The organism is Halocynthiibacter sp. SDUM655004 (assembly GCF_026015885.1).
Classification (GTDB): Bacteria; Pseudomonadota; Alphaproteobacteria; order Rhodobacterales; family Rhodobacteraceae; genus Falsihalocynthiibacter; species Falsihalocynthiibacter halioticoli.
In genome coordinates this window covers 510,781-530,399 of the sequence record NZ_JAPDUG010000001.1, presented here as the reverse complement: position 1 = coordinate 530,399, position 19,619 = coordinate 510,781, and the positions used below count along the sequence as shown (strand labels likewise).

Annotated in this window: 21 protein-coding genes and 1 riboswitch; of the genes, 13 read left to right on the top strand and 8 right to left on the bottom strand. The window is 55.1% G+C overall.

All coding sequences use genetic code 11. The features are described 5' to 3' along the window. Positions 1-109 precede the first annotated feature (109 nt). Positions 110-1,246, bottom strand: coding sequence for a porin (locus N9C89_RS02645; RefSeq protein ID WP_263952289.1), 1,137 nt, complete (start codon positions 1,244-1,246; stop codon positions 110-112). 271 nt (positions 1,247-1,517) lie between these two features. Further along, positions 1,518-1,617, top strand: a riboswitch (TPP riboswitch). A 57-nt stretch (positions 1,618-1,674) separates the two neighbouring features. Between N9C89_RS02645 and thiD the strand changes: the two genes are divergently transcribed. The 11 genes from thiD (at position 1,675) to N9C89_RS02590 (ending at position 10,202) form a co-directional block, all read left to right on the top strand. Continuing rightward, positions 1,675-2,490 carry a bifunctional hydroxymethylpyrimidine kinase/phosphomethylpyrimidine kinase gene (gene thiD, locus N9C89_RS02640; protein ID WP_263952288.1) on the top strand — a complete coding sequence of 272 codons (816 nt, stop codon included), beginning with the start codon at positions 1,675-1,677 and terminating at the stop codon, positions 2,488-2,490. Beyond that, positions 2,487-3,485, top strand: coding sequence for a glycine oxidase ThiO (thiO, locus tag N9C89_RS02635; RefSeq protein ID WP_263952287.1), 999 nt, complete (start codon positions 2,487-2,489; stop codon positions 3,483-3,485). The genes thiD and thiO overlap by 4 nt, the downstream gene beginning before the upstream one ends. Continuing rightward, positions 3,469-3,666 (top strand): sulfur carrier protein ThiS, encoded by a 198-nt coding sequence (thiS, locus tag N9C89_RS02630; protein WP_263952286.1) that lies wholly within the window; start codon positions 3,469-3,471, stop codon positions 3,664-3,666. Before thiO ends, thiS begins: the two co-directional genes overlap by 17 nt. A 2-nt stretch (positions 3,667-3,668) precedes the next feature. Continuing rightward, positions 3,669-4,442, top strand: coding sequence for a thiazole synthase (locus N9C89_RS02625; protein WP_263952285.1), 774 nt, complete (start codon positions 3,669-3,671; stop codon positions 4,440-4,442). Beyond that, positions 4,439-5,044, top strand: a complete 606-nt coding sequence (locus N9C89_RS02620; protein WP_263952284.1) for a thiamine phosphate synthase — start codon at positions 4,439-4,441, stop codon at positions 5,042-5,044. Before N9C89_RS02625 ends, N9C89_RS02620 begins: the two co-directional genes overlap by 4 nt. Continuing rightward, positions 5,041-6,027: a HesA/MoeB/ThiF family protein gene (locus N9C89_RS02615; protein ID WP_263952283.1), complete on the top strand. Its 987-nt coding sequence runs from the start codon at positions 5,041-5,043 to the stop codon at positions 6,025-6,027. Before N9C89_RS02620 ends, N9C89_RS02615 begins: the two co-directional genes overlap by 4 nt. Before the next feature lies 1 nt (position 6,028). Beyond that, positions 6,029-6,964 carry an ABC transporter substrate-binding protein gene (locus N9C89_RS02610; protein WP_263952282.1) on the top strand — a complete coding sequence of 312 codons (936 nt, stop codon included), beginning with the start codon at positions 6,029-6,031 and terminating at the stop codon, positions 6,962-6,964. Next, the gene (gene tenA, locus N9C89_RS02605; RefSeq protein WP_263952281.1) at positions 6,961-7,653 is read left to right on the top strand and encodes a thiaminase II; all 693 of its coding nucleotides are present in this window, start codon (positions 6,961-6,963) and stop codon (positions 7,651-7,653) included. Before N9C89_RS02610 ends, tenA begins: the two co-directional genes overlap by 4 nt. Next, positions 7,650-8,336 carry an ABC transporter ATP-binding protein gene (locus N9C89_RS02600; protein WP_263952280.1) on the top strand — a complete coding sequence of 229 codons (687 nt, stop codon included), beginning with the start codon at positions 7,650-7,652 and terminating at the stop codon, positions 8,334-8,336. The genes tenA and N9C89_RS02600 overlap by 4 nt, the downstream gene beginning before the upstream one ends. Beyond that, complete coding sequence (locus tag N9C89_RS02595) at positions 8,333-9,085, top strand: ABC transporter permease (RefSeq protein ID WP_263952279.1); 753 nt, start codon at positions 8,333-8,335, stop codon at positions 9,083-9,085. The genes N9C89_RS02600 and N9C89_RS02595 overlap by 4 nt, the downstream gene beginning before the upstream one ends. A gap of 82 nt (positions 9,086-9,167) precedes the next feature. Further along, entirely contained in the window at positions 9,168-10,202 is a 1,035-nt protein-coding gene (locus N9C89_RS02590) for an alpha/beta hydrolase (protein WP_263952278.1), read from the top strand. Here N9C89_RS02590 and N9C89_RS02585 read toward each other — a convergent pair. From N9C89_RS02585 to N9C89_RS02570, 4 genes are all read right to left on the bottom strand, one after another. Continuing rightward, positions 10,199-10,969 (bottom strand): SDR family oxidoreductase, encoded by a 771-nt coding sequence (locus N9C89_RS02585; RefSeq protein ID WP_263952277.1) that lies wholly within the window; start codon positions 10,967-10,969, stop codon positions 10,199-10,201. The two genes, N9C89_RS02590 and N9C89_RS02585, sit on opposite strands and share 4 nt — an antisense overlap. A 159-nt stretch (positions 10,970-11,128) precedes the next feature. Further along, positions 11,129-12,406, bottom strand: a complete 1,278-nt coding sequence (locus N9C89_RS02580) for a TRAP transporter large permease (protein WP_263952276.1) — start codon at positions 12,404-12,406, stop codon at positions 11,129-11,131. Then, the gene (locus N9C89_RS02575; protein WP_263952275.1) at positions 12,403-12,999 is read right to left on the bottom strand and encodes a TRAP transporter small permease; all 597 of its coding nucleotides are present in this window, start codon (positions 12,997-12,999) and stop codon (positions 12,403-12,405) included. The genes N9C89_RS02580 and N9C89_RS02575 overlap by 4 nt, the downstream gene beginning before the upstream one ends. Positions 13,000-13,023: 24 nt before the next feature. Continuing rightward, positions 13,024-13,995, bottom strand: coding sequence for a sialic acid TRAP transporter substrate-binding protein SiaP (locus tag N9C89_RS02570; RefSeq protein ID WP_263952274.1), 972 nt, complete (start codon positions 13,993-13,995; stop codon positions 13,024-13,026). Positions 13,996-14,245: 250 nt separating this feature from the next. Here N9C89_RS02570 and N9C89_RS02565 point away from each other — a divergent pair, with 250 nt between their 5' ends. Continuing rightward, on the top strand, positions 14,246-14,941 hold the full coding sequence (locus tag N9C89_RS02565) for a GntR family transcriptional regulator (protein WP_263952273.1): 696 nt from the start codon (positions 14,246-14,248) through the stop codon (positions 14,939-14,941). Here N9C89_RS02565 and N9C89_RS02560 read toward each other — a convergent pair whose 3' ends face one another. Next, positions 14,942-15,400, bottom strand: a complete 459-nt coding sequence (locus tag N9C89_RS02560) for a MaoC family dehydratase (RefSeq protein ID WP_263952272.1) — start codon at positions 15,398-15,400, stop codon at positions 14,942-14,944. It lies immediately after the preceding gene. Positions 15,401-15,581: 181 nt separating this feature from the next. On the opposite strand from N9C89_RS02560, the gene N9C89_RS02555 reads away from it, so the two are divergent. Further along, positions 15,582-16,856, top strand: coding sequence for a 3-phosphoshikimate 1-carboxyvinyltransferase (locus N9C89_RS02555; RefSeq protein ID WP_263952271.1), 1,275 nt, complete (start codon positions 15,582-15,584; stop codon positions 16,854-16,856). 52 nt (positions 16,857-16,908) lie between these two features. Here the strand turns inward: N9C89_RS02555 and metG are convergent, their stop codons facing one another. Both metG and N9C89_RS02545 read right to left on the bottom strand, forming a co-directional pair. Then, on the bottom strand, positions 16,909-18,435 hold the full coding sequence (metG, locus tag N9C89_RS02550) for a methionine--tRNA ligase (protein ID WP_317134921.1): 1,527 nt from the start codon (positions 18,433-18,435) through the stop codon (positions 16,909-16,911). A gap of 124 nt (positions 18,436-18,559) precedes the next feature. Then, positions 18,560-19,612 carry a zinc ABC transporter substrate-binding protein gene (locus N9C89_RS02545; protein WP_263952270.1) on the bottom strand — a complete coding sequence of 351 codons (1,053 nt, stop codon included), beginning with the start codon at positions 19,610-19,612 and terminating at the stop codon, positions 18,560-18,562. Positions 19,613-19,619 lie beyond the last annotated feature (7 nt).

Genomic DNA, 19,619 nt, shown 5'->3' with positions numbered 1-19,619 from the left:
ACAAAAAAGCCGACGATACCGCCGGCCAATTTACCTTATGCAATTTGTCGTCGGTTAGAACATTCCTGAAAGAGCCCGGCCCCGAGCGGGCCAGACTCTCCGGGAGGAACTAGAACCGAAGGCGCGTGCCGCCAAAGACTGCGAGGCCATCGTAGTAATCTGTTGTTTCGCGATCGTACGTGAACTTTCGGACAGTGAACCAAAGCTGCTGATAACCGAGATTTTGCACAACAGCAGCACCGATCGAGCCAGAGTTATCGCCATCCTGTGAAATGCTATTACCGGCGTAGTAGTCAATCGAGAACGCCGTAGAACCAATATCAAAGAAATCGGTTTCCCAACCAACCTTCGTGTATCCGTACGTCCCTGTGAGGCCGTCTTCTGAGTTTGTACCCGCCGCAAGCGTAAGACTCAGGCCAGAGTCCAGATGAAGGCCGGAAATCGATCCTGAAAACACGTCGCGCTTGGTGTCTAGGTTGTGACCATACCCAATTCCGCCATTGATCAGGTATCCATTGCGTTCTTGCGCATAGTAGCCCGCGATATCAATCAGGCCCTGTTTTTGACGGTCTGGATCATCGGAAAGGAGGTCTTGACCATAAGAAACGCCACCACGGAAGCCGTTGTACTCTGGTGTATCGTAACGCAATCTTACCCGCCGGCCGAGGCCGTTGAAGTGATCAGTCGCTTCACCCACACTTTCGTCAGAGAGGATGCCATCTTTTTGGCGGAACAAACTCGCACCTGCGGAGTCACCCGTCGCCGCACCGGCAATTGTGCCTGTTCCTGATACGTCTTGACCAGCAATCCCATCCGAAACCATCGAGCCTTGGCCAAGCCAAACGCGTCCGTATTGATCATTGGAGAACCGTATTTCGATTTTCCGAATGTTTGCTTTGGTGATTTCGGTGCTGCCGCCATCTGGGTTGATTTGGCTCACGTTGGACGTGGACTTCGGATTGTACTGAAACTCCATGTTACCCATTGTCGTCCATCCGGTGCTACCGGCTTGGCCATTATAGAACACGCCGATCCGCGTGCTGGAGTTGTCATTATCTACGAGGCCATAGTTCGTGTTTACCTCGCCGTCGTCAAACGAGAGGATACCAACGTTTAGCTGCCCATAGGCTTTCCAAGGGCTTTCAGCTTCTACCTCTTGCGCGACAACAGCGCCCGCACTGAGCGACAGCGAGAGGCCCGCTACGATATTGAAAATGAAGTCTTTGCGCTCTGTGGCAACGGGCATAAATAATTCTTTCGTTCTTATTTGGCATCTTCGAAACTAAAGCACTATTCACTCTTCGAATCTGTAAAAAGGCAGAACCAATAGCCCCATGTTACCCGTTTTAAAGCGAATCGGATAGGCGTAGCTTTCGGTTCACATTAAAGTGAGAAAACACACAACTGATTAATAAATAACCCAAAAAACGCACCTCACAGACGCCTCTAGCCCTCTGTGACACAGTTGCAATAGCCAACAACCCTCTTGCAATTGCGAAAAATACCTTCTAGCCCATCGCTATCCGTCGGGGTGCCCATTGGGCTGAGAGGTGCTTGCACTGACCCGTCGAACCTGATCCGGACAATACCGGCGTAGGGAACGGGTAAGCACCGCGCAACATGCGCAAACTGTGCCGTTTTTCTTGCCGTAAGTCCCCGAAACGAGTGACTTTGATGCAAGAGAAAACAACTCCCCCTATTGCTCTGACTATTGCAGGATCGGATTCCGGCGGCGGCGCGGGAATTCAAGCAGACCTCAAGGCTTTCTCGGCAAACGAGGTTTACGGAACGAGCGTCATTACCGCCGTCACTGCACAGAACACTTGCGCCGTTACTGCGGTTCACGAGATCCCTGCGGATGTCGTTGCTGCACAAATTCGCGCGGTTCTGGATGACATGGACGTGGGGGCGATCAAGCTCGGAATGCTTTTCTCGCCCGAGATCATTCATGCCGTGGCCGAAGCCCTTCGCGGCTTTGACGGGCCGCTTGTCGTTGATCCGGTGATGATCGCAAAATCCGGAGACAGGTTGTTGCAATCCGAAGCGCTGGCCGCGCTCAAAGAGCTACTCCTTCCGCGCGCGGATGTTCTTACGCCGAACCTGCCTGAAGCGGCGGTGTTGCTCGGAACCGAAGAGGCCAACTGCCCCCAAGAAGCTCTCGCACAGGCCGAAGCACTAACCAAACTAGGGCCAAAATCCGTTTTGCTGAAAGGTGGGCATGGCAAAGGTGAAATCTGTGAAGACACCCTACTTTCACCAACTGGCAACCAAACTTTAGCCGCCGCGCGCATTCATACTCAAAACACCCACGGCACGGGGTGTACCTATGCGGCGACGATTGCAGCGAACCTCGCCAAGGGCCTCCCGCTCAACGATGCCGTGAAACAAGCACATGGCTATCTGCAAAAAGCCATCCTTGCCGGCGCGGACTTGTCGATCGGCAAAGGTCACGGGCCGGTTCATCACTTCGCTCAGGTTTGGGCGCAATGAAGGAAGTTACTGTAATAGGCGCCGGAGTTGTTGGGCTCTGCGTTGCGCGGCAGCTTGTTGATCGAGGCGCAACTGTGCGCGTAATAGACAGCGGCGGTGAGGCAGGAGAGCAAAGTTGCTCTTGGTGGGCTGGCGGCATGCTGGCACCATTTTGCGAAGGCGAAAGCGCTGAAGAGCCCGTTGTGCGGCACGGCGAGGAGGCCTTGGGGTGGTGGCAGGAGAAAACCAACGCCGTTGAAACTGGTGGCTCGCTCGTTGTCTCCGCGCAGCGCGACCGCGCGGACCTGAAGCAATTCGCGCGCCGCACGAAAAACCACCGCTCCTTGAGCCGCGCTGAGATAGAGGCGCTGGAACCCGAACTTCCCGACGGAATCCAGCAAGCGCTCTACTTTGAAACCGAAGCCAACCTTGCCCCGCGCGAGGCATTGTCAGCCTTGAAAACGGGCCTCGAGCGCGACGGCGTTAGCTTTGAAACGGGTTGGGCCGATCCAGATGTTCTGGCGAGCGACGGGATGACCATTGATTGCCGCGGCCTCGCGGCCGCTGACGCCTTTCCAGATTTGCGCGGTGTCAAAGGCGAGATGCTGATCGTCCACGCGCCAGATGTGACCTTCAAACGCACCATCCGGTTATTGCATCCGCGCATCCCGATTTACGTCGTCCCGCGCGAAGATGGTGAGTACATGATCGGCGCAACGATGATCGAAAGCAAAGACAGCAACCGCGCCTCCGTGCGTTCGGTTCTGGAACTGCTCAGCGCGGCCTATGCTCTCAACCCCGCGTTTGGCGAAGCGGAGATCGTTGAAATCGGAGTGGCCAGCCGCCCTGCCTTTCCCGACAACCTGCCGCGCATTACGCGAAACGGCAATCTTATCCGCGTGAACGGCCTTTATCGTCACGGATTCCTACTATCGCCAGCGCTTGGCGGCATGGTGGCCGACCTCGTTTTCAACAAGAACACCCGACCGGAGTTTCTCTATGACTATTCTGATTAACGGCAAAGCCACGCCCTTTGATGGCGCAACGCTCGCTGATGCGCTTAATGCAAACGGATATGCCGACACGGTTGTTGCGACTGCGGTGAATGGAACCTTTGTCCCGGCCGACGCGCGTTCTGATTTTGCGATCAAAGCAGGGGACCAGATCGAAGTTCTTGCACCGATGCAGGGGGGCTAAGGATGCTATCGGTTTACGGAACAGAGCTTTCTTCGCGCCTTATGCTTGGCACGGCGCAATACCCCTCTCCGGCAATCCTTGCGGATGCTTTTGCAAAGAGCAACGCAGGGATCGCCACTGTCTCCTTGCGTCGTGAAAGCGGACAGGATCGCGCAGGACAGGATTTTTGGTCTCTGATTCAGTCGCTCGGCGTTCAAATCCTGCCGAATACTGCTGGCTGTCATACAGTGAAAGAAGCCGTCACAACCGCCCATATGGCGCGTGAGGTGTTTGGTACCAAATGGATTAAGCTCGAAGTCATCGGCGAAGAAGACACGCTACAACCTGATGTCTTCGGCCTTGTCGAAGCCGCGCGCATTCTATCTGAGGATGGGTTTCAGGTTTTTCCCTACACCACCGAAGACCTTGTGGTTGCCGATCGCCTTCTGAACGCAGGATGCGAGGTTTTGATGCCGTGGGGAGCGCCGATCGGCTCTGGCCTTGGGTTAAACAACACCTTCGGATTGCGTGCCATGCGAGCACATTTTCCCGATGTGCCGCTGGTCATTGACGCGGGTCTTGGCCTTCCGTCACAGGCGGCGCAGGCTATGGAAATGGGATTTGACGCTGTCCTGCTGAATACGGCAGTTGCCAAAGCTGGCTCCCCTGCGGACATGGCCCATGCCTTTGCCCTCGCGCTTGAAGCCGGACGCGCCGCTTACCTCGCCGACCCGATGGAACCACGCGACATGGCCGCGCCCTCATCCCCTGTTATTGGCAAGGCATTTCTCTCATGAGCATTCCTCGTTTTTATCCGATCTTCGATAGCGCTGACTGGATCGAACGGCTTGTTCCGCGCGGAATAAAGCTGGTTCAACTGCGGATCAAAGACGCCGACACGAGCCAAATCCGTGCTGAAATCCGGCGAGCGAAGAAGGTTTGCGCCGCTCATGACTGTACGCTGGTGGTGAACGACTATTGGCAAATCGCCATAGAGGAAGGTTGTGACTTCATCCACCTCGGACAAGAAGACCTTGATACTGCTGATGTCCCTGCCATCCGCCGCGCGGGTCTTCGCCTTGGTCTAAGCACACACGACCGTGCCGAACTTGACCGCGCCTTGGCCCTGACACCTGATTATATCGCGCTTGGCCCAGTGTACCCGACCATTCTCAAGAAAATGAAATGGCACGCTCAAGGGCTTGAGCGACTAAGCAAATGGAAAACCCGTATCGGAGATTGCCCACTCGTCGCGATTGGCGGCATGACCATTGATCGCGCAGCGGGCGCATTCGAAGCGGGGGCGGACTGCGTTTCAGCGGTTACCGACATTACGCTCAACGAAAACCCCGAAGCGCGCGTTGATCAGTGGCTCGCCGCCTGTGAGGCGAAAGGATGAGCCGTTACCTGCGCCAAATACAATTGCCAGAGATTGGCGCGAACGGTCAGGAGCAACTTGCCGCCGCGCATGCCGTGGTCATTGGTGCGGGCGGGCTTGGTGCGCCGGTGCTGCAATATCTCGTGGGCGCAGGGGTTGGCAAAATCACCGTGGTTGATGATGATCACATTGCTCAAAGCAATCTGCACCGCCAGACTCTATTCCGCGAAACAGACGTCGGGAAACCCAAGGCCCAAGCGGCCGCCGCAACCCTCGCTGGCCTTAACCCAGATTGCGAGATCATCGCCGTACAAACCGCGCTTTCCTGTGACAATGTTCAAACCCTGCTCCGCGATGCCACGGTCGTGTTGGACTGCGCCGATAGTTTCGCCGCGAGCTACATACTTTCGGACCATTGCCTTACTGAAGGGCTTCCCTTGTTTTCCGCATCGGTCTTGGCATTCGCGGGGTACGCGGGCGGGTTTTGTGGCGGCGCGCCGAGCCTGCGCGCCGTGTTTCCTGATCTTCCTACACAAGCCGCAAGCTGTGAAACCGCAGGTGTCCTTGGCCCTGTTGTGGGAATGATCGGCAGCCTTCAAGCGACTATGGCGCTCAACTACATTCTTGGCCTTTCGCCCTCTCCGCTTGGTCAGTTGGTTCAATTTGACGCCAAAACCTACAGAACCTCTGGATTTCGCTTCGATGGCGCTCCCGAACCCGAAGGAGCAAAGCTCTGCTTCATCGCCCCCAGTATGATTGCGCCGGGTGACATGCTGATCGACCTGCGTGGCGTCGAAGAGGCGCCCAACCTTTTTCACCCATCTGCGAAACGTATTTTGCCAGAGAACATCACGACCATACCGCACCCAATTGAAACGCGCGTCGTTCTTGCCTGCCGCTCAGGCCTGCGCGCGTGGCGTGCGGCCAAAACCCTACACGAAAACGGGCATCAAAACCTCGCGCTTGTTGCCCTTGGAACCACAGCCCCGAAAACGGAAAACTAATATGAAAAAGCTCTCTCTCCTCGCCGCATTCTCCCTTGCGCAACCGGCCTTTGCTGCCGACGAAATGACGGTCTTGCTCGATTGGTTTGTAAACCCCGACCACGGTCCGATTATCATTGCACAGGAAAAAGGCTACTTCGCCGATGCAGGGCTTGAGGTCGAGGTGATTGCGCCCGCCGACCCGTCCGACCCACCCAAGCTCGTTGCCGCTGGTAAGGCCGATCTCGCTATTTCCTATCAGCCGCAACTTCACCTTCAAATCCACGAGGGGCTGCCACTTAAACGCGTTGGCACATTGGTTGCTACGCCGCTTAACTGCCTCCTTGTCCTTAAAGATGGGCCAATCAAATCTCCCGCCGACCTCGCGGGCAAGAAAATCGGCTTCTCTGTTGCTGGCGTCGAAGAGGCCATGTTGACTGCAATTCTTGAGAACCACGGCGTTGCATTTGATGAGATCGAGCTCGTGAATGTGAACTGGTCGCTTTCGCCCTCGCTCATGAGCGGTCAGGTGGATGCGGTCATCGGTGCGTTCCGGAATTTCGAACTGAACCAGATGAATATCGAAGGCGTAGACGGCAAGTGTTTCTACGTCGAGGAAGAGGGGCTCCCCCCGTATGACGAGTTGATCTATGTGGCCAAGTCCGACGAGATTGATGCCGATAAGATCACGCGCTTCCTACGGGCCACCGAGTTGGCAACCCAGTTCATCGTGAACCACCCAGAAGAAAGCTGGGAGATTTTCGCCAGCACCTCGCCGGAGCTTCAGGACGAACTGAACGAGCGCGCATGGGCAGACACGATCCCGCGTTTCGCCCTACGTCCTGCTGCGTTTTCGGCCGGTCGCTATTCCGCGTTCGAGGCGTTTCTCGTCGACGCAGGCTTGGCACCAACCGAGAACCCAGTAGACGTCATCGCCGTTGATGTGACCAAGCCATGAGCGCCGCACCGGACTATGGCGAGACTTTTGCGCATTGGCGTAGCGGCGCGGGTGAAACATGGACGGCATATACCGATCATGCGTTCGTGCGAGGGCTGCGCGATGGCACCCTGCCTCGCGCGGCATTCCTGCATTATCTGGTGCAGGACTACGTCTTCCTTGTGCATTTCTCGCGGGCATGGGCGCTTGGCGTTGTGAAATCCGAAACCATGAAAGAGCTGCGCACCTGTGCGGCTACGGTAGACGGCTTGGTAAAAACCGAGATGGCGCTGCACATCGAGGTCTGCGCGCGCGAAGGCATTCGCGAAGCCGAACTGTTTGCCGCGACTGAAGAGCCCGAGAACCTCGCCTATACGCGTTACGTGATTGATGCGGGACTATCTGGAGATTTCCTCGACCTGATGGCAGCCCTCGCCCCATGTGTTCTGGGGTACGGCGAGATCGGACACAAGCTAGGCTCCGCAGTTAGCGACCAAGCTCACCCATATGCCGAGTGGATCAACACTTATGCAGGCGAAGAGTATCAATCGGTTTGCCGCGATGTCGGCGCGATGCTTGATCAATCCGTCGCAAACCGCATTGGAGGCCTACCACAAAACTCGCCGCGTTGGGGCAAACTGCAAAGCCGCTTTACCACTGCATGTCAGCTTGAAGCGGGCTTCTGGGACATGGGATTGCGGGGCAGATGACCACACCGCCTGCGATCCATTTCACTGGCAAAGTGCAATTCGGTGGCAAGCCCTTGTTTGGCCCCGTGGATATCACCTGCCCTGCGGGTCAATGGACCAGCATCCTTGGCCCCTCGGGCGTTGGCAAAACAACGTTGCTGCGGCTTTTGCTTGGCCTAGAAACAGGGGCGCAACATGACGGAAAGATCTCGGCCAGTGATGGCGAGCCCCTTGCAGGTCGTATCGCTTACATGGCGCAGAGTGATCTGTTGTTTCCGTGGCTTTCACTGCTCGAGAACGTGGTAACCGGCGCGCGTTTGCGGAGTGAAACGCCCGATCTGGACCGCGCGCATGAGGTAATCGCGCAAGTCGGTCTGGCGGGGCACGAACACAAAAAGCCACGCGCGCTCTCTGGTGGAATGCGCCAACGCGCCGCGCTTGCGCGTACCCTGATGGAAAACCGTCCCATCGTAATGCTGGACGAACCGCTCTCAGCACTTGACGCCTGCACGCGCGCAGAAATGCAAGAGCTGCTCGATCACGCTCTTTGTGGCAAAACCGTTATCATGGTGACGCATGATCCTGCAGAGGCCTGCCGCCTATCAAACCAGATAATCGTAATGTCGCGCGGCGGCGCAGAGCTTTGGGCTGACACAGCGTCATCTGATCTCCTCATGACGCATATGCGCGGACTTGCAGCATGATCGCGCTTCGCTTGTTCATCACGCTTTGCATCGGGCTTACCATTTGGCAGGTCACGGTCTGGCTTACTGGGGTGCCACCTTTCATCCTACCCTCACCGCTCCGCGTTGCCGCTGCCGCGCTTGATAACGCCAGCCTGATCGCGTCTCACGCGGGTATCACTGCACTTGAGGTTCTGCTCGGCCTGCTCGCCGGAACGGCTCTTGGGATCGCGACGGCGGTGGCAATGACCTATTCCAAACGGTTCCATGAGCTTTTCTTCCCCCTGCTCGTTTTTACGCAAGCTGTTCCCGTATTCGCACTCGCACCAATCCTGACGCTCTGGTTCGGCTATGGCATGGGATCTAAAATCGCGATGGCGGTGTTGATTATCTATTTTCCTGTCACATCGGCTTTTCGCGACGGGCTTGCAGAAACAGACCCAGCGCTGCTTGATCTTGCGCAGACTTTGGGCGCGAAACCCTTGCCGACGCTTCTTCGCCTTCGGCTTCCGGCGGCACTTCCGTCGCTCGCCAGCGGATTGCGGCTCGCGGCTGTCTATGCGCCGATTGGCGCCGTTATTGGGGAATGGGTTGGGGCCTCTCGGGGGCTGGGGTATTTGATGCTCTTGGCGAATGGTCGAGCCAAAACAGATTTGATGTTCGCCAGCTTGATAGTTCTCGCGCTCGGGGCGATCCTATTGCGCATTGCGGTAAACAGTATCGCCGTACGAATGGAGGCCTATGCGCGCGGAATAGCCGCTTCTGGATGAATCCATATTGCGCCACCGCGCCCAAAACGCCATTCTTTACGAAATTGATCTAAGAAGGTTCCTTTCGGGATATTGCAAAGCCATGTTCAAAACGCCCCTATCCGCACTCGCCCTCGCAACTATCTCGGCGGCCATGAGCCCCGGTGTTCAAGCGCAGGGCATCGTGGATTCTGTTCCGTATCTCACAGTGCGCAACGTGAATCCGAACGAGTCCCCCAAGAAATACTACGGCAAAACACGTGGCCCCCTCAGCGCTGGATTTTGTGATGTCACCCGCACAGAGAACAGCTTTTTGAAGCCACTGGCAGAGATCGCACCGTTCTATATTCCAGAGGATGATGTCGAGCTTTCAACCATCCGATTGTTCGAGATGGACCAAGTGATCGAAACCCTCAAAGAGACAACCGGCGCGCGCAACCCACTCCTTTACACGCATGGCTACTACATGAACTTCGAGCGCAGCTGTAAGCGCGCCGTGCATCTTCAGCGGAATGTTGGCCTTGAAGGGAAAGTCATGCTGTTCAGCTGGCCCTCTGCCGGAGATATTCTGAACTACACCGAAGATGTGTCCGATGTTGAGTGGAGCAGCTATGAATATGAGCGCACGGTACGCAGGCTCGTTGAAGAATTCGGCGAGGGGCGTGTTGACCTTGCCTCTCATAGCCTCGGTGGACGCGCGCTTTTCAATGCATTGCGAAGCATGGCGCATGAACGTATCGGGATGCCGCCGCTCCTTAATAATGTGATCTTATTGGCGCCCGACGTAGACGCAGAGCTATTTGCGCTCTACCTCGATCAAATTCGCCCGTTGGCCAATCGAATTACGCTCTATGCAACGGATACAGACCGCCCGCTTTCCTTGTCACGAAGTGTAAACGGTTATCCACGCCTCGGCGAACTGGGGCCGCACCTTAACAGAATGGACGGCATTGAGATCATCGACATTTCTGAATTGTCGCTGCAATCAGTTTCGGGCCATGTGTACCATCTTTATAACCCAGAAGTGGGAAGAGACCTCTCCCAACTCCTGAACGAAGGCAAAAGTGCTGCCTCGCGTTCAGGGCTGGAACAGGTCTCTACAACGATGTGGAAACTTCGTGCCGACGTGAAGCCTTAGCGGCCCATCCAGCCACCATCAACCGTCAAGACAGTGCCGTGAACATAGTTCGCGGCATCAGACGCAAGGAACACGGCAGGTCCTGAGAAATCCTCCGGAGTGCCCCAGCGTGCAGCGGGGATACGCTCAAGGATGGAGCGCGAGCGATCGGCATCATCCTGAAGGGCTTGGGTGTTATCCGTCGCAATATATCCAGGTGCGATAGCGTTTACGTTGACGCCTTTAGACGCCCATTCGTTGGCCAGTGCCTTGGTAAGCTGCGCAATGCCGCCTTTGGATGCGGCATAGCCCGGAACCGTGATGCCACCTTGGAACGACAGCAGCGACGCCGTGAAGATGATCTTGCCCGATCCGCGTTCGACCATACCTTTGCCGATTTCGCGCGACAAAACGAACTGTGCGTTGAGGTTAACTTCAATCACCTCGTCCCACATCTCGTCCGGATGTTCGGCCGCTGGTGCGCGCTTGATGGTTCCTGCGTTATTGACGAGGATGTCGATCACCGGATTCTCGGCTTGAACCTTATCTGCAAATGCCTTGACGGACGCGCGATCAGAAAAATCGCATTGATATGCGGTGAATTTGCGGCCAAGCGCCGTGACCGCTTTTTCAATGTTGCTGCCGGATGCTTCAAGGCTCGCGCTTACGCCGATGATGTCGGCGCCAGCTTCGGCGAGGGCTTTGGCCATACCCATTCCGATGCCGCGTTTACAGCCGGAAACGAGGGCAACTTTTCCGGAGAGATCAAAGAGAGAAGTGTTTTGCATGTCTAGACTTTCTCGTCAGAAGTGGCAGGCGCCACAATTAAGGTTAACCCGAACGCACAGCGAAGCGCAGGACGGGCAAATTTACATGGGCCTTTCAGGCGGCAGTCCGGCGCGGAATTGACTTTCCGCGCCGGTGTTCGCCAGAAGTTAGTTCGTCACCTAGCGGTATAAGGTTGTTGGCAACCACATAGACAGCGACGGAATGAAGGTCAGCATCAGAAGCACAGCGACCAGCGGAATGAGGAACGGTGCCGTCGCAACCACACAGCGTTCGAATGGAACGTCCGACACCTTGGCCAATACGTAAAGCACCATGCCAACCGGCGGCGTCAGCAGACCAATCATCAGGTTAAGGATCAGGATAATCCCGAAGTGCACCGGATCAACGCCCACCGTGATCGCCACGGGCAGAAGCACAGGCGTCAGGATCGTAATGGCTGCGATGGTTTCCATGAAACAGCCAACAATCAGCACAACCAGCATCATGATGAGAAGGATCGCAGTTTTGTTCTCGGTAAAGCCAAGAAGCTCCGTCGCAAACATTTGAGCGACCTGATTTGCCGTCAATATCCAAGCAAAGATGGTGCTGGCGGCAACAATCATCATGATCGATGCAGTTGTTTCCACAGTGTCCATCGAAACGCGCAAGATGCGTTTGAATGTCAGGGTGCGATAGACAACCAAACCGAGGAACATCGAGTAAACCACAGCGGCAATCGCGGCCTCTGTTGGCGTGAAGATACCAAAGAGAATACCGCCAACGATGATAATCGGCGTGAACAGCGGGAAGATCGCCTGTACGAACGCACGGGCAAATACGCTGATGCTGAACCGCTCATCACGAGGGTAGTTGCGGACCTTGGCATAGAAGCCGACCATAACCATGAGCGAGAACGCCATAAGCATGCCCGGAATAAGACCAGCGGCAAACAACTGACCGATCGAAGTGTCGGCGATGACGCCATAAACAACAAGCGGCAGCGATGGTGGAATGATCGGCCCAATGGTTGAGCTTGCGGCCGTAATGCCAACGGAGAAATCTGTGTCATAGCCCGCTTCGCGCATGGCTTTGATCTCGATATTGCCGAGACCACCCGCATCAGCAACAGCCGCGCCAGACATACCGGCAAATACCACGCTAGCGCCCACATTCACGTGGCCAAGCCCACCATACATCCAGCCAACACCCGCACGGGCAAAAGCAAAGATTTTGGTGGTGATACCTGCGGTGTTCATCAGGTGGCCCGCCATAATAAAGAACGGAACCGCAATAAGCGGGAAACTGTTGATCCCGTTCACCATGTTATGCAGCACAACAACCGGTGGCAGGCCATCAAGCAGGACGAACACAAGAGAGGAAACCCCGAGCGCAACGGCAACGGGCGCCCCTGCGATCAAAAGGAAAAACAGGATGACGAAAAGAAGGACTAGGGTCATTTGTTACTCGAAATTTCTTCGTGAATCTCATGCAACGCATGTTCTTCGATTTCGCGGAGGACGTCGTCGGGCGACTGGCGGATTTTGCGAATAAGCCAGTACAGCGAATAGACCGTCATGATCGCTAGAGCGATGGCAATAGCGTAGTAGAGAATGTTCTTTGGGATCGCGATCGACGCCATTTTGGTTCGCGTCTTTGCCGCAAGTATCCAGCCGAGATAGGCAAGATATCCGTAGAACACCATCGACAGAGCTTCCATCGCAACGGCAAGGTATTTACCCGCGCGTGGGCTCAGATATCGATAGAAGAACTCAAGGAAGATATGCGTGCCTTTCCGCGTGACCGAAATGGCCCCGAAATATGCAACGATAATCAAAACATATCGGGCGATTTCCTCGGTCCACGCGAGGCTGTCATTCAGCACATAGCGGGTGAAGAACTGGATAAACACGATGGCCGATAGCCCCCAAAGGGCAATGAGGCCGGGAATATCCATGAGCCCGAAATCCGATACATCGACTTCGTTATCGGCAAATGTGATCTCAGGGCGCGCGGGTTGCGCGTCCTGAGGGTCTTTTTCAGATTGATCCATTTCCGGAGTCAACTTTACACCTGATTACAGTTCGCCGAGGCGCTTGAAGTGATCCATGGTGTAAGGCACACCGTCACCTGTCAGCATTGGCAGTACAGCATCTTGGAATGGCTTTTTGTCAACAACATTCACTGCAATGCCCTGCTCTTCGAACCAGGAAACGAGGTCCTCTTCGGACTGACGGATTTCTTCGGAAGCCTTGAGCGCAGCAGCGTCGAGTACTTCGCGCAGAACAGCTTCGTCATCACCAACACGTGCCAGAGCATCGTCAGACGCAATTGTAAGCAGCGAGTTCAGGATGTGACCTGTGAGGTTGATGTTGCTTTGAACCTCATAGAACTTCTTGAACTTGATGGTTGGAAGTGGGTTTTCCTGTGCATCAACCACACCCTGCTGAAGGGCAAGATACACTTCGGAGAACGCCATAGGTGTTGGGTTTGCGCCAACTGCGTTCGGGAACATCAGCATCAGCGGCGAGTTAGGCACGCGGATTTTGAGACCTTCCATGTCAGCCGGTGTGAGGATCGGTTTGTTCGATGTCACGTGGCGCTGACCATAGTAAACAAGGCCAAGAACCTGGTTGCCTGTGGCGTCATGGTAACCCTCGGACAGCTCAGCGAAGAGGTCCGAACCACGATAGGACAGCCAGTGGTCGTAACCGCGCATGATGAACGGGTAATCCGAAATCGCGATCGGACCATAGTAACGCTCAACAAAGCTTGGGCCAGTATAGATGATGTCTACGGAACCAAGACCAAGGCCTTCGTTGATTTCGACTTCTTTACCGAGCGAGGATGCAGGGAAAACCTGAATCTCAACACGGCCATCTGTGCGTGACTTGATTTCGTCAGCAGCCCAGAGAGCAACCTGATGATAGGACGAGCCCTCTTCGTAAACGTGTGCCCACTTGAGAGTCTCAGCGGCAAATGCAGCCGTTCCCGAAGCCAGCGCGAATACGCCTGCTGCGAAAGCTGCTTTAAAATTTGTGAATTTCATAATTTCCTCCCTTGATCCCGATTCTTCGGGGTTACTCAATAACGTCATGCCAAAATGCAAAATTTGACGGCTATCGCAATATCTAATATACAAGTTAAAACCGTCAGGCAAGTGTCGATTACAAACACGGCTTGGTACGGCGGGGAGGAGTAGGAGCTACAATGCAATGATGGATGGGTCCAAACCAAAGGTCTCGACCAAGTCGAAGCGACGGCAACGCGCACCCAATGCGCCCCCGACAGGCGAGGCAATGTTTGCCCAACGCGCAGTGAAGTCCCTCGCTGAAACTTTGTATCAAGATCTGCACAAATCCATCGTGGCAATGGATATCCTGCCAGGAACTCCGCTTTCCGAAAACGAGATCGCCGCCGCCATGGGCGTGAGCCGCACGCCAGTTCGTGAAGCGATTCTACGTCTCTCGGATGAAAAACTGGTCGAGGTGGTACCAAAATCCGGCACATTTGTTGCGCGGATTCCCGTATCCGCTCTGCCAGCAGCGCAAATCGCTCGCCGCGCGCTTGAGATTGAAACCACCTGTGCCGCGGCTCGACGTGCAACCAAAGAAGATATCGTCGCGTTGCGCGATATTATCTCTCGGCAATATGCAATCGTAGAAACGGGTGACAACAGCGACTATCACGTAGTGGATGATGAGCTTCACGCAAAGATCGCTGAAATTGCTCGCCTCGGGAGTCTCTGGGACATGGTGCAGCAGGTAAAAACCCAAATTGACCGCTGCCGCAAACTTACGCTCCACGACCCGGGCCGCAAAAGCTTTGTGACAGTGCAGCATGAAAAAGTCGTGGACGCTATCGAAGCTGGCGACGAGGAACTCGCGAGCCAACGTATGTGGGACCACATCATGGGGCTACAGCTTGACCTTCCTTCGATGGTCCAAGAATACCCCAACTATTTCATTCCGGACATGGACCTAACGGCAACCTAACTACGATTCCGTGCGTGGCTCGCGGCGCTCGACGAGATAGAGGTGATCGCAGACCAGAACCGTTTCGTCGCGCTGATTTGTAATCTTGATCGCCTCATGCACGATGCCATGCGTAAGACGGCGTGGATGGTCTTTTTTCTCGGAAATCGTAGCGGTGACGGTGATGGTATCATTGATGAACACCGGTTTGATAAATCGCATTTTGTCATAGCCATAAGACATTGCGCGCGGGTTGATCGTTGTGGCTGTCATCCCGATCCCAACAGAGAAAATCAACGTGCCGTGCGCGATTCGCTGTTTGAAATCTTGCGTGGCACACCATTCTTTATCCATATGGTGGGGAAAGAAATCGCCTGTCTGCCCTGCGTGCGTAACGATATCGGATTCGGTAATTGTTCGACCGAACGTGGTGCGGGAGAATCCAATCTCATAGTCTTCGTAATATTCCTCGACGATCATGTTTCGTCCCTTTTCTGTATCTCGGCCAAACTAGAGCGCATAACCACGCCCCTATGTGAAACTATCTTTTATATATAAAATGTCAATTCGTCAGGAGGAAAATTCGGCCCCTAATCCCTTGTTGCGACCCCCCGCGATCCGCCGTAAAACTTCGCGGACACCTTGAGCCGAGGAGACATCCGTGACCAATCCGAAATCCCCCGCAACGCTGCACCTGTCGGTTGAAAACCAGACGTTGGAGGGGGTTGCACAGGTTCCCGGCTCAAAATCCATCACCAACCGCGCTCTTTTGCTCGCCGCTCTATCTAAAGGGGAAACAACCCTGAGCGGCTGCCTTGTGAGTCACGACACGCTTCTGATGGCCGAGGCCCTGCGCCAGTTCGGGGTTGAAGTTTCGGAAGTGCACCCAGAGAGCGTGACCGTTAAGAGCGACGGAACGTTGAAGCCGCCTGCCGAGCCGATTTTCGTTGGCAACGCCGGAACAACAGCACGGTTCCTTACAGCAGCGGCGTGTCTGGCCGATGGCACAACGGTCATTGATGGCGACGAAGACATGCAGCGCCGTCCAATTCAGCCGCTCATCACCGCGCTTAACGAGCTTGGTTTTGCTGCCGAAAGCGCAACGGGGTGTCCACCAGTCACAGTCACCGGCGGCGCAAAAGAAATTGCGGCCAAGGTCGGCGTGGATGCGGGCCTTTCGACGCAATATATTTCTGCCCTCATGATGATGGCGCCGAAGCTCGCTAACGGGTTGCGCATCGAGCTCAAGAACGCTGGTGCGCTTGACGGTGCTGGATACCTTGATGTCACAACCCGCATAATGGCGGAGTTCGGTGTTAACGTTGCCGAAGAAGGCGCGGGCTGGAATGTTCCGAATGGAGCATATGCCTCCCCGACCTATGCGGTTGAGCCGGATTACTCCGCATGCACCTATTTCTGGGCCGCAGATGCGCTTTCGGCCAAGACGATTACGATCGGCAACTCCAAAGAAGGCGAAACAGCCCAACCCGACGCCAAGGCGCTTGATGTGATCCGTATGTTCCCGAACATGCCCGCAATTGTCGACGGCTCGCAAATGCAGGACGCTGTTCCGACTTTGGCGGTTTTGGCGGCCTTTAACGAAACGCCGGTTCGCTTTGTCGGCCTGAAAAACCTTCGGGTAAAAGAATGTGATCGCGTCGAAGCCCTTCGCGAAGGTCTGGTGCGGATCAACGCGAACCTTGCCACCGTCGATGGAGACGACCTACTGGTGAACGGCTCGCCCTATCTGGTTTCTGATGCCCCAACCACGCAAATTCGGACGTTCAACGATCATCGCATCGCCATGTGTTTCGCGCTCGCCGCAATTCGCCTCGACGGGATCATTATCGAAAACCCGGATTGTGTACAGAAAACCTTCCCGAACTACTGGGACGAAATGGCCAAGGTCGGAATGGTTTCAGAACTTACCGATTAACGAAAAAAGGCGCCACAATCGGGCGCCTTTTCTAATTTCAGACCCGTTTAGTTCAGGTCACACGCGGGAACAGCGCGACAACCTCGCCGAAGGTTCCACCCTCTTCCAAACGATCCAACTCAGGGGACCAAACGCCCTCCTCAACCGGTGCCGCGAGTATGGCGAGCGCCTTATCCGCAGAGGTTGGAATGATCTGGCGGAAAGCTTCAAGCAAAACCCGCAGGCTATCGAGCGTGACATAAAGAACGGTCTGCGCACGGTCAGCAGTTTCAGGATCTTTGATCAGCTTCCAAGGCGCCTGAGCGGTGAAATAGTTGTTCAACTCATCCGCCGCCTGCACCAGAGCTTCTGTCCGCGCTGGAATATCGGTTAGGGCAAACACCTCTGCAAATCCTTGCGCAGCCTTTAGCGCAATTGCTCGCGCAGCTTCGTCCTCTTCGGTCAACGTGCCTTTGGTCGGGATTTTCCCGTCAAAGCGATCAACCGAGAATTTCGCCGCTCGCGAAAGCAAGTTCCCGACCTTATTGCCAAGCTCGCCATTATACGCGCCCTGAATAAGCTCTACCGAAATCTGGCTGTCATTCTCTGCACGCATGTGGCGCGCGAGATAGTAGCGCAGCGCATCGGCACCGAACTTCTCAACGATTTCGAGCGGATCAACCACGTTGCCCAGAGATTTCGACATTTTTACACCACCGGAACCAAGCCAATGCCCATGCACCGAAATCCGTTTGGGTAGCGTTTCGCCCATACCCATCAGGATAATCGGCCAGTAAACGCCGTGGGTTTTGAGAATGTCTTTACCGATCACATGTTCAACTTCAGACCAATAGTCTTGGTAATCGTTCCCTGGCCAGCCAAGGTTGGTAAGGTAGTTGATGAGCGCATCGAACCAAACATACGTCACGAAATCTTCGTCAAACGGCAGTGTCACACCAAGCGACACACGACTTTTGGGCCGCGAAATACAAAGATCCTCAAGCGGTTCGGCGAGCATGTTTTTCAATTCGGACAAGAATTTCGGCGGCTGCACGAAATCCGGGTTCGCCTCGATATGATCCAGAAGACGCTGGCGGAACGGCTCTAGCGGGAAGAAATAGTTCTTCTCGTCGATCTCCTCGACATCCATATTCGGATGGTCAACGCAGCGCCCTTCGTCGTTCAGATCAGACTCGGTTTTGAACTGCTCACAGCCTTTGCAATAGATGCCGGTATATTGCTTCTCGATGATAAGGCCCGCGTCCATGAACTTCTGCTCCATGGCGGCAACCTGCTCCTTGTGGAACGGGCGGGTGGTGCGCACGAAGTAGTCGTAATCCACATCCAGAAGGTCAAAAGCCTTTTTGAACTCGCTGCTGCGAAGATCAAGATACTCCATCACGTCCATGCCGAGCTTCTCGGCGCTTTCCTGATTTTTCTGCCCGTGCTCATCACAGCCGGTTGAAAGGCGTGTATCCACACCATTGGCCTTGCGGTTGCGGGTCATGATGTCACACATCACCGTTGTATGCGCGTGCCCAAGATGCGGCGCGGCATTCACGTAGTAAATCGGCGTGGTAATGTAGCTTTTTGTCATCATCTCAACCCTATTTTCCTGCACCCGCCGCTGCGGGGCTTGGTTGTGCCTGTCTTATACAAGCTAATCAAAGAGGCAACACCGAAAACCGGAATCGCCCCTTTGCGGGCCGAGTTTAGCGCAGTTTTCAGCCCTTACAGGCGGTCATCCCTTCGGCCAAGTTCTGAAGAACGCCGGAATAGAGCGTACCATCGAGCGGTTGCTCCACACCAAGCGGATCAACAACAACAACCGTCGCATCACCCTTGGCAAAGACTGCATCAATCAGTTTCTGGCGCCCGCCAACCTCAGTGAGAATGCAGGTGATGCCGTGGTCGGCAATGTGCTCTGCCAGTTCCGAGATATGCGTCGGGCCAGGTTCGGCAGCGTCAGAGAACGAGATCGCACCAAGCGCGGTCTGTCCGAAACGTGCCTCGAAATATTGGAATGCATCGTGGTTCACAACAAAACTGACGTCGCCCAGCGCCTCGAAACTACCAGAGATTTCGGCCTCTAGAGACACTAGCGCCTCTTGCGATTTGGCCGCATTTGCGCGGTAGGCCTCCGCATTTTCAGGATCGAACGCGGCGAGTTCCTCGGCAATATACCCAAGCCAAACAACTGCGTTTTGCGGGTCGAGCCAGCTGTGAGGATCGTGATCTCCATGATCGTGGTCATGCTCTTCTTCGTGGGCGTGATCATCATCTGCATGATCATCATGCGCATGCTCTTCCTCGTGATCATGGTCGTCATGACCATCATCTTCATGCTCTTCGTGGCCCTCATGATCGTGGTCATGCTCGTCATGGTCGTCGTGGTCGTGATGCTCGTCCTCAAGCTCATCCGCAAAGTCGAAACCATCGCGGTTTGGCAAAAGCGTTGTGCCATCAACTTCCGAAAGGAATGCAAACTTGCCATCAGGGCCAAGCGCTTCTTTCGCCCCTTCAATCCAAGGCGTCAGCCCTTCATCGAGCGCAAAGACATGTGTCGCCTCTTGCAAGGCTCGCGCATTGGAAGGGCGCATAGAATAGTGATGCGGCGAAGCATTCGCGGGCACAAGCAATTGCGGCTCTCCCACACCGTCCATGACCTGCGCAACAAGGCTATAGACAGGCGCAATATCGACGACGACACGCGGTGTTTCTGCTGTCGCTGCGGTTGCCGCAAGGCCGCCGAGCGCCAAAATGAACGAACGCTTCACATTGAAC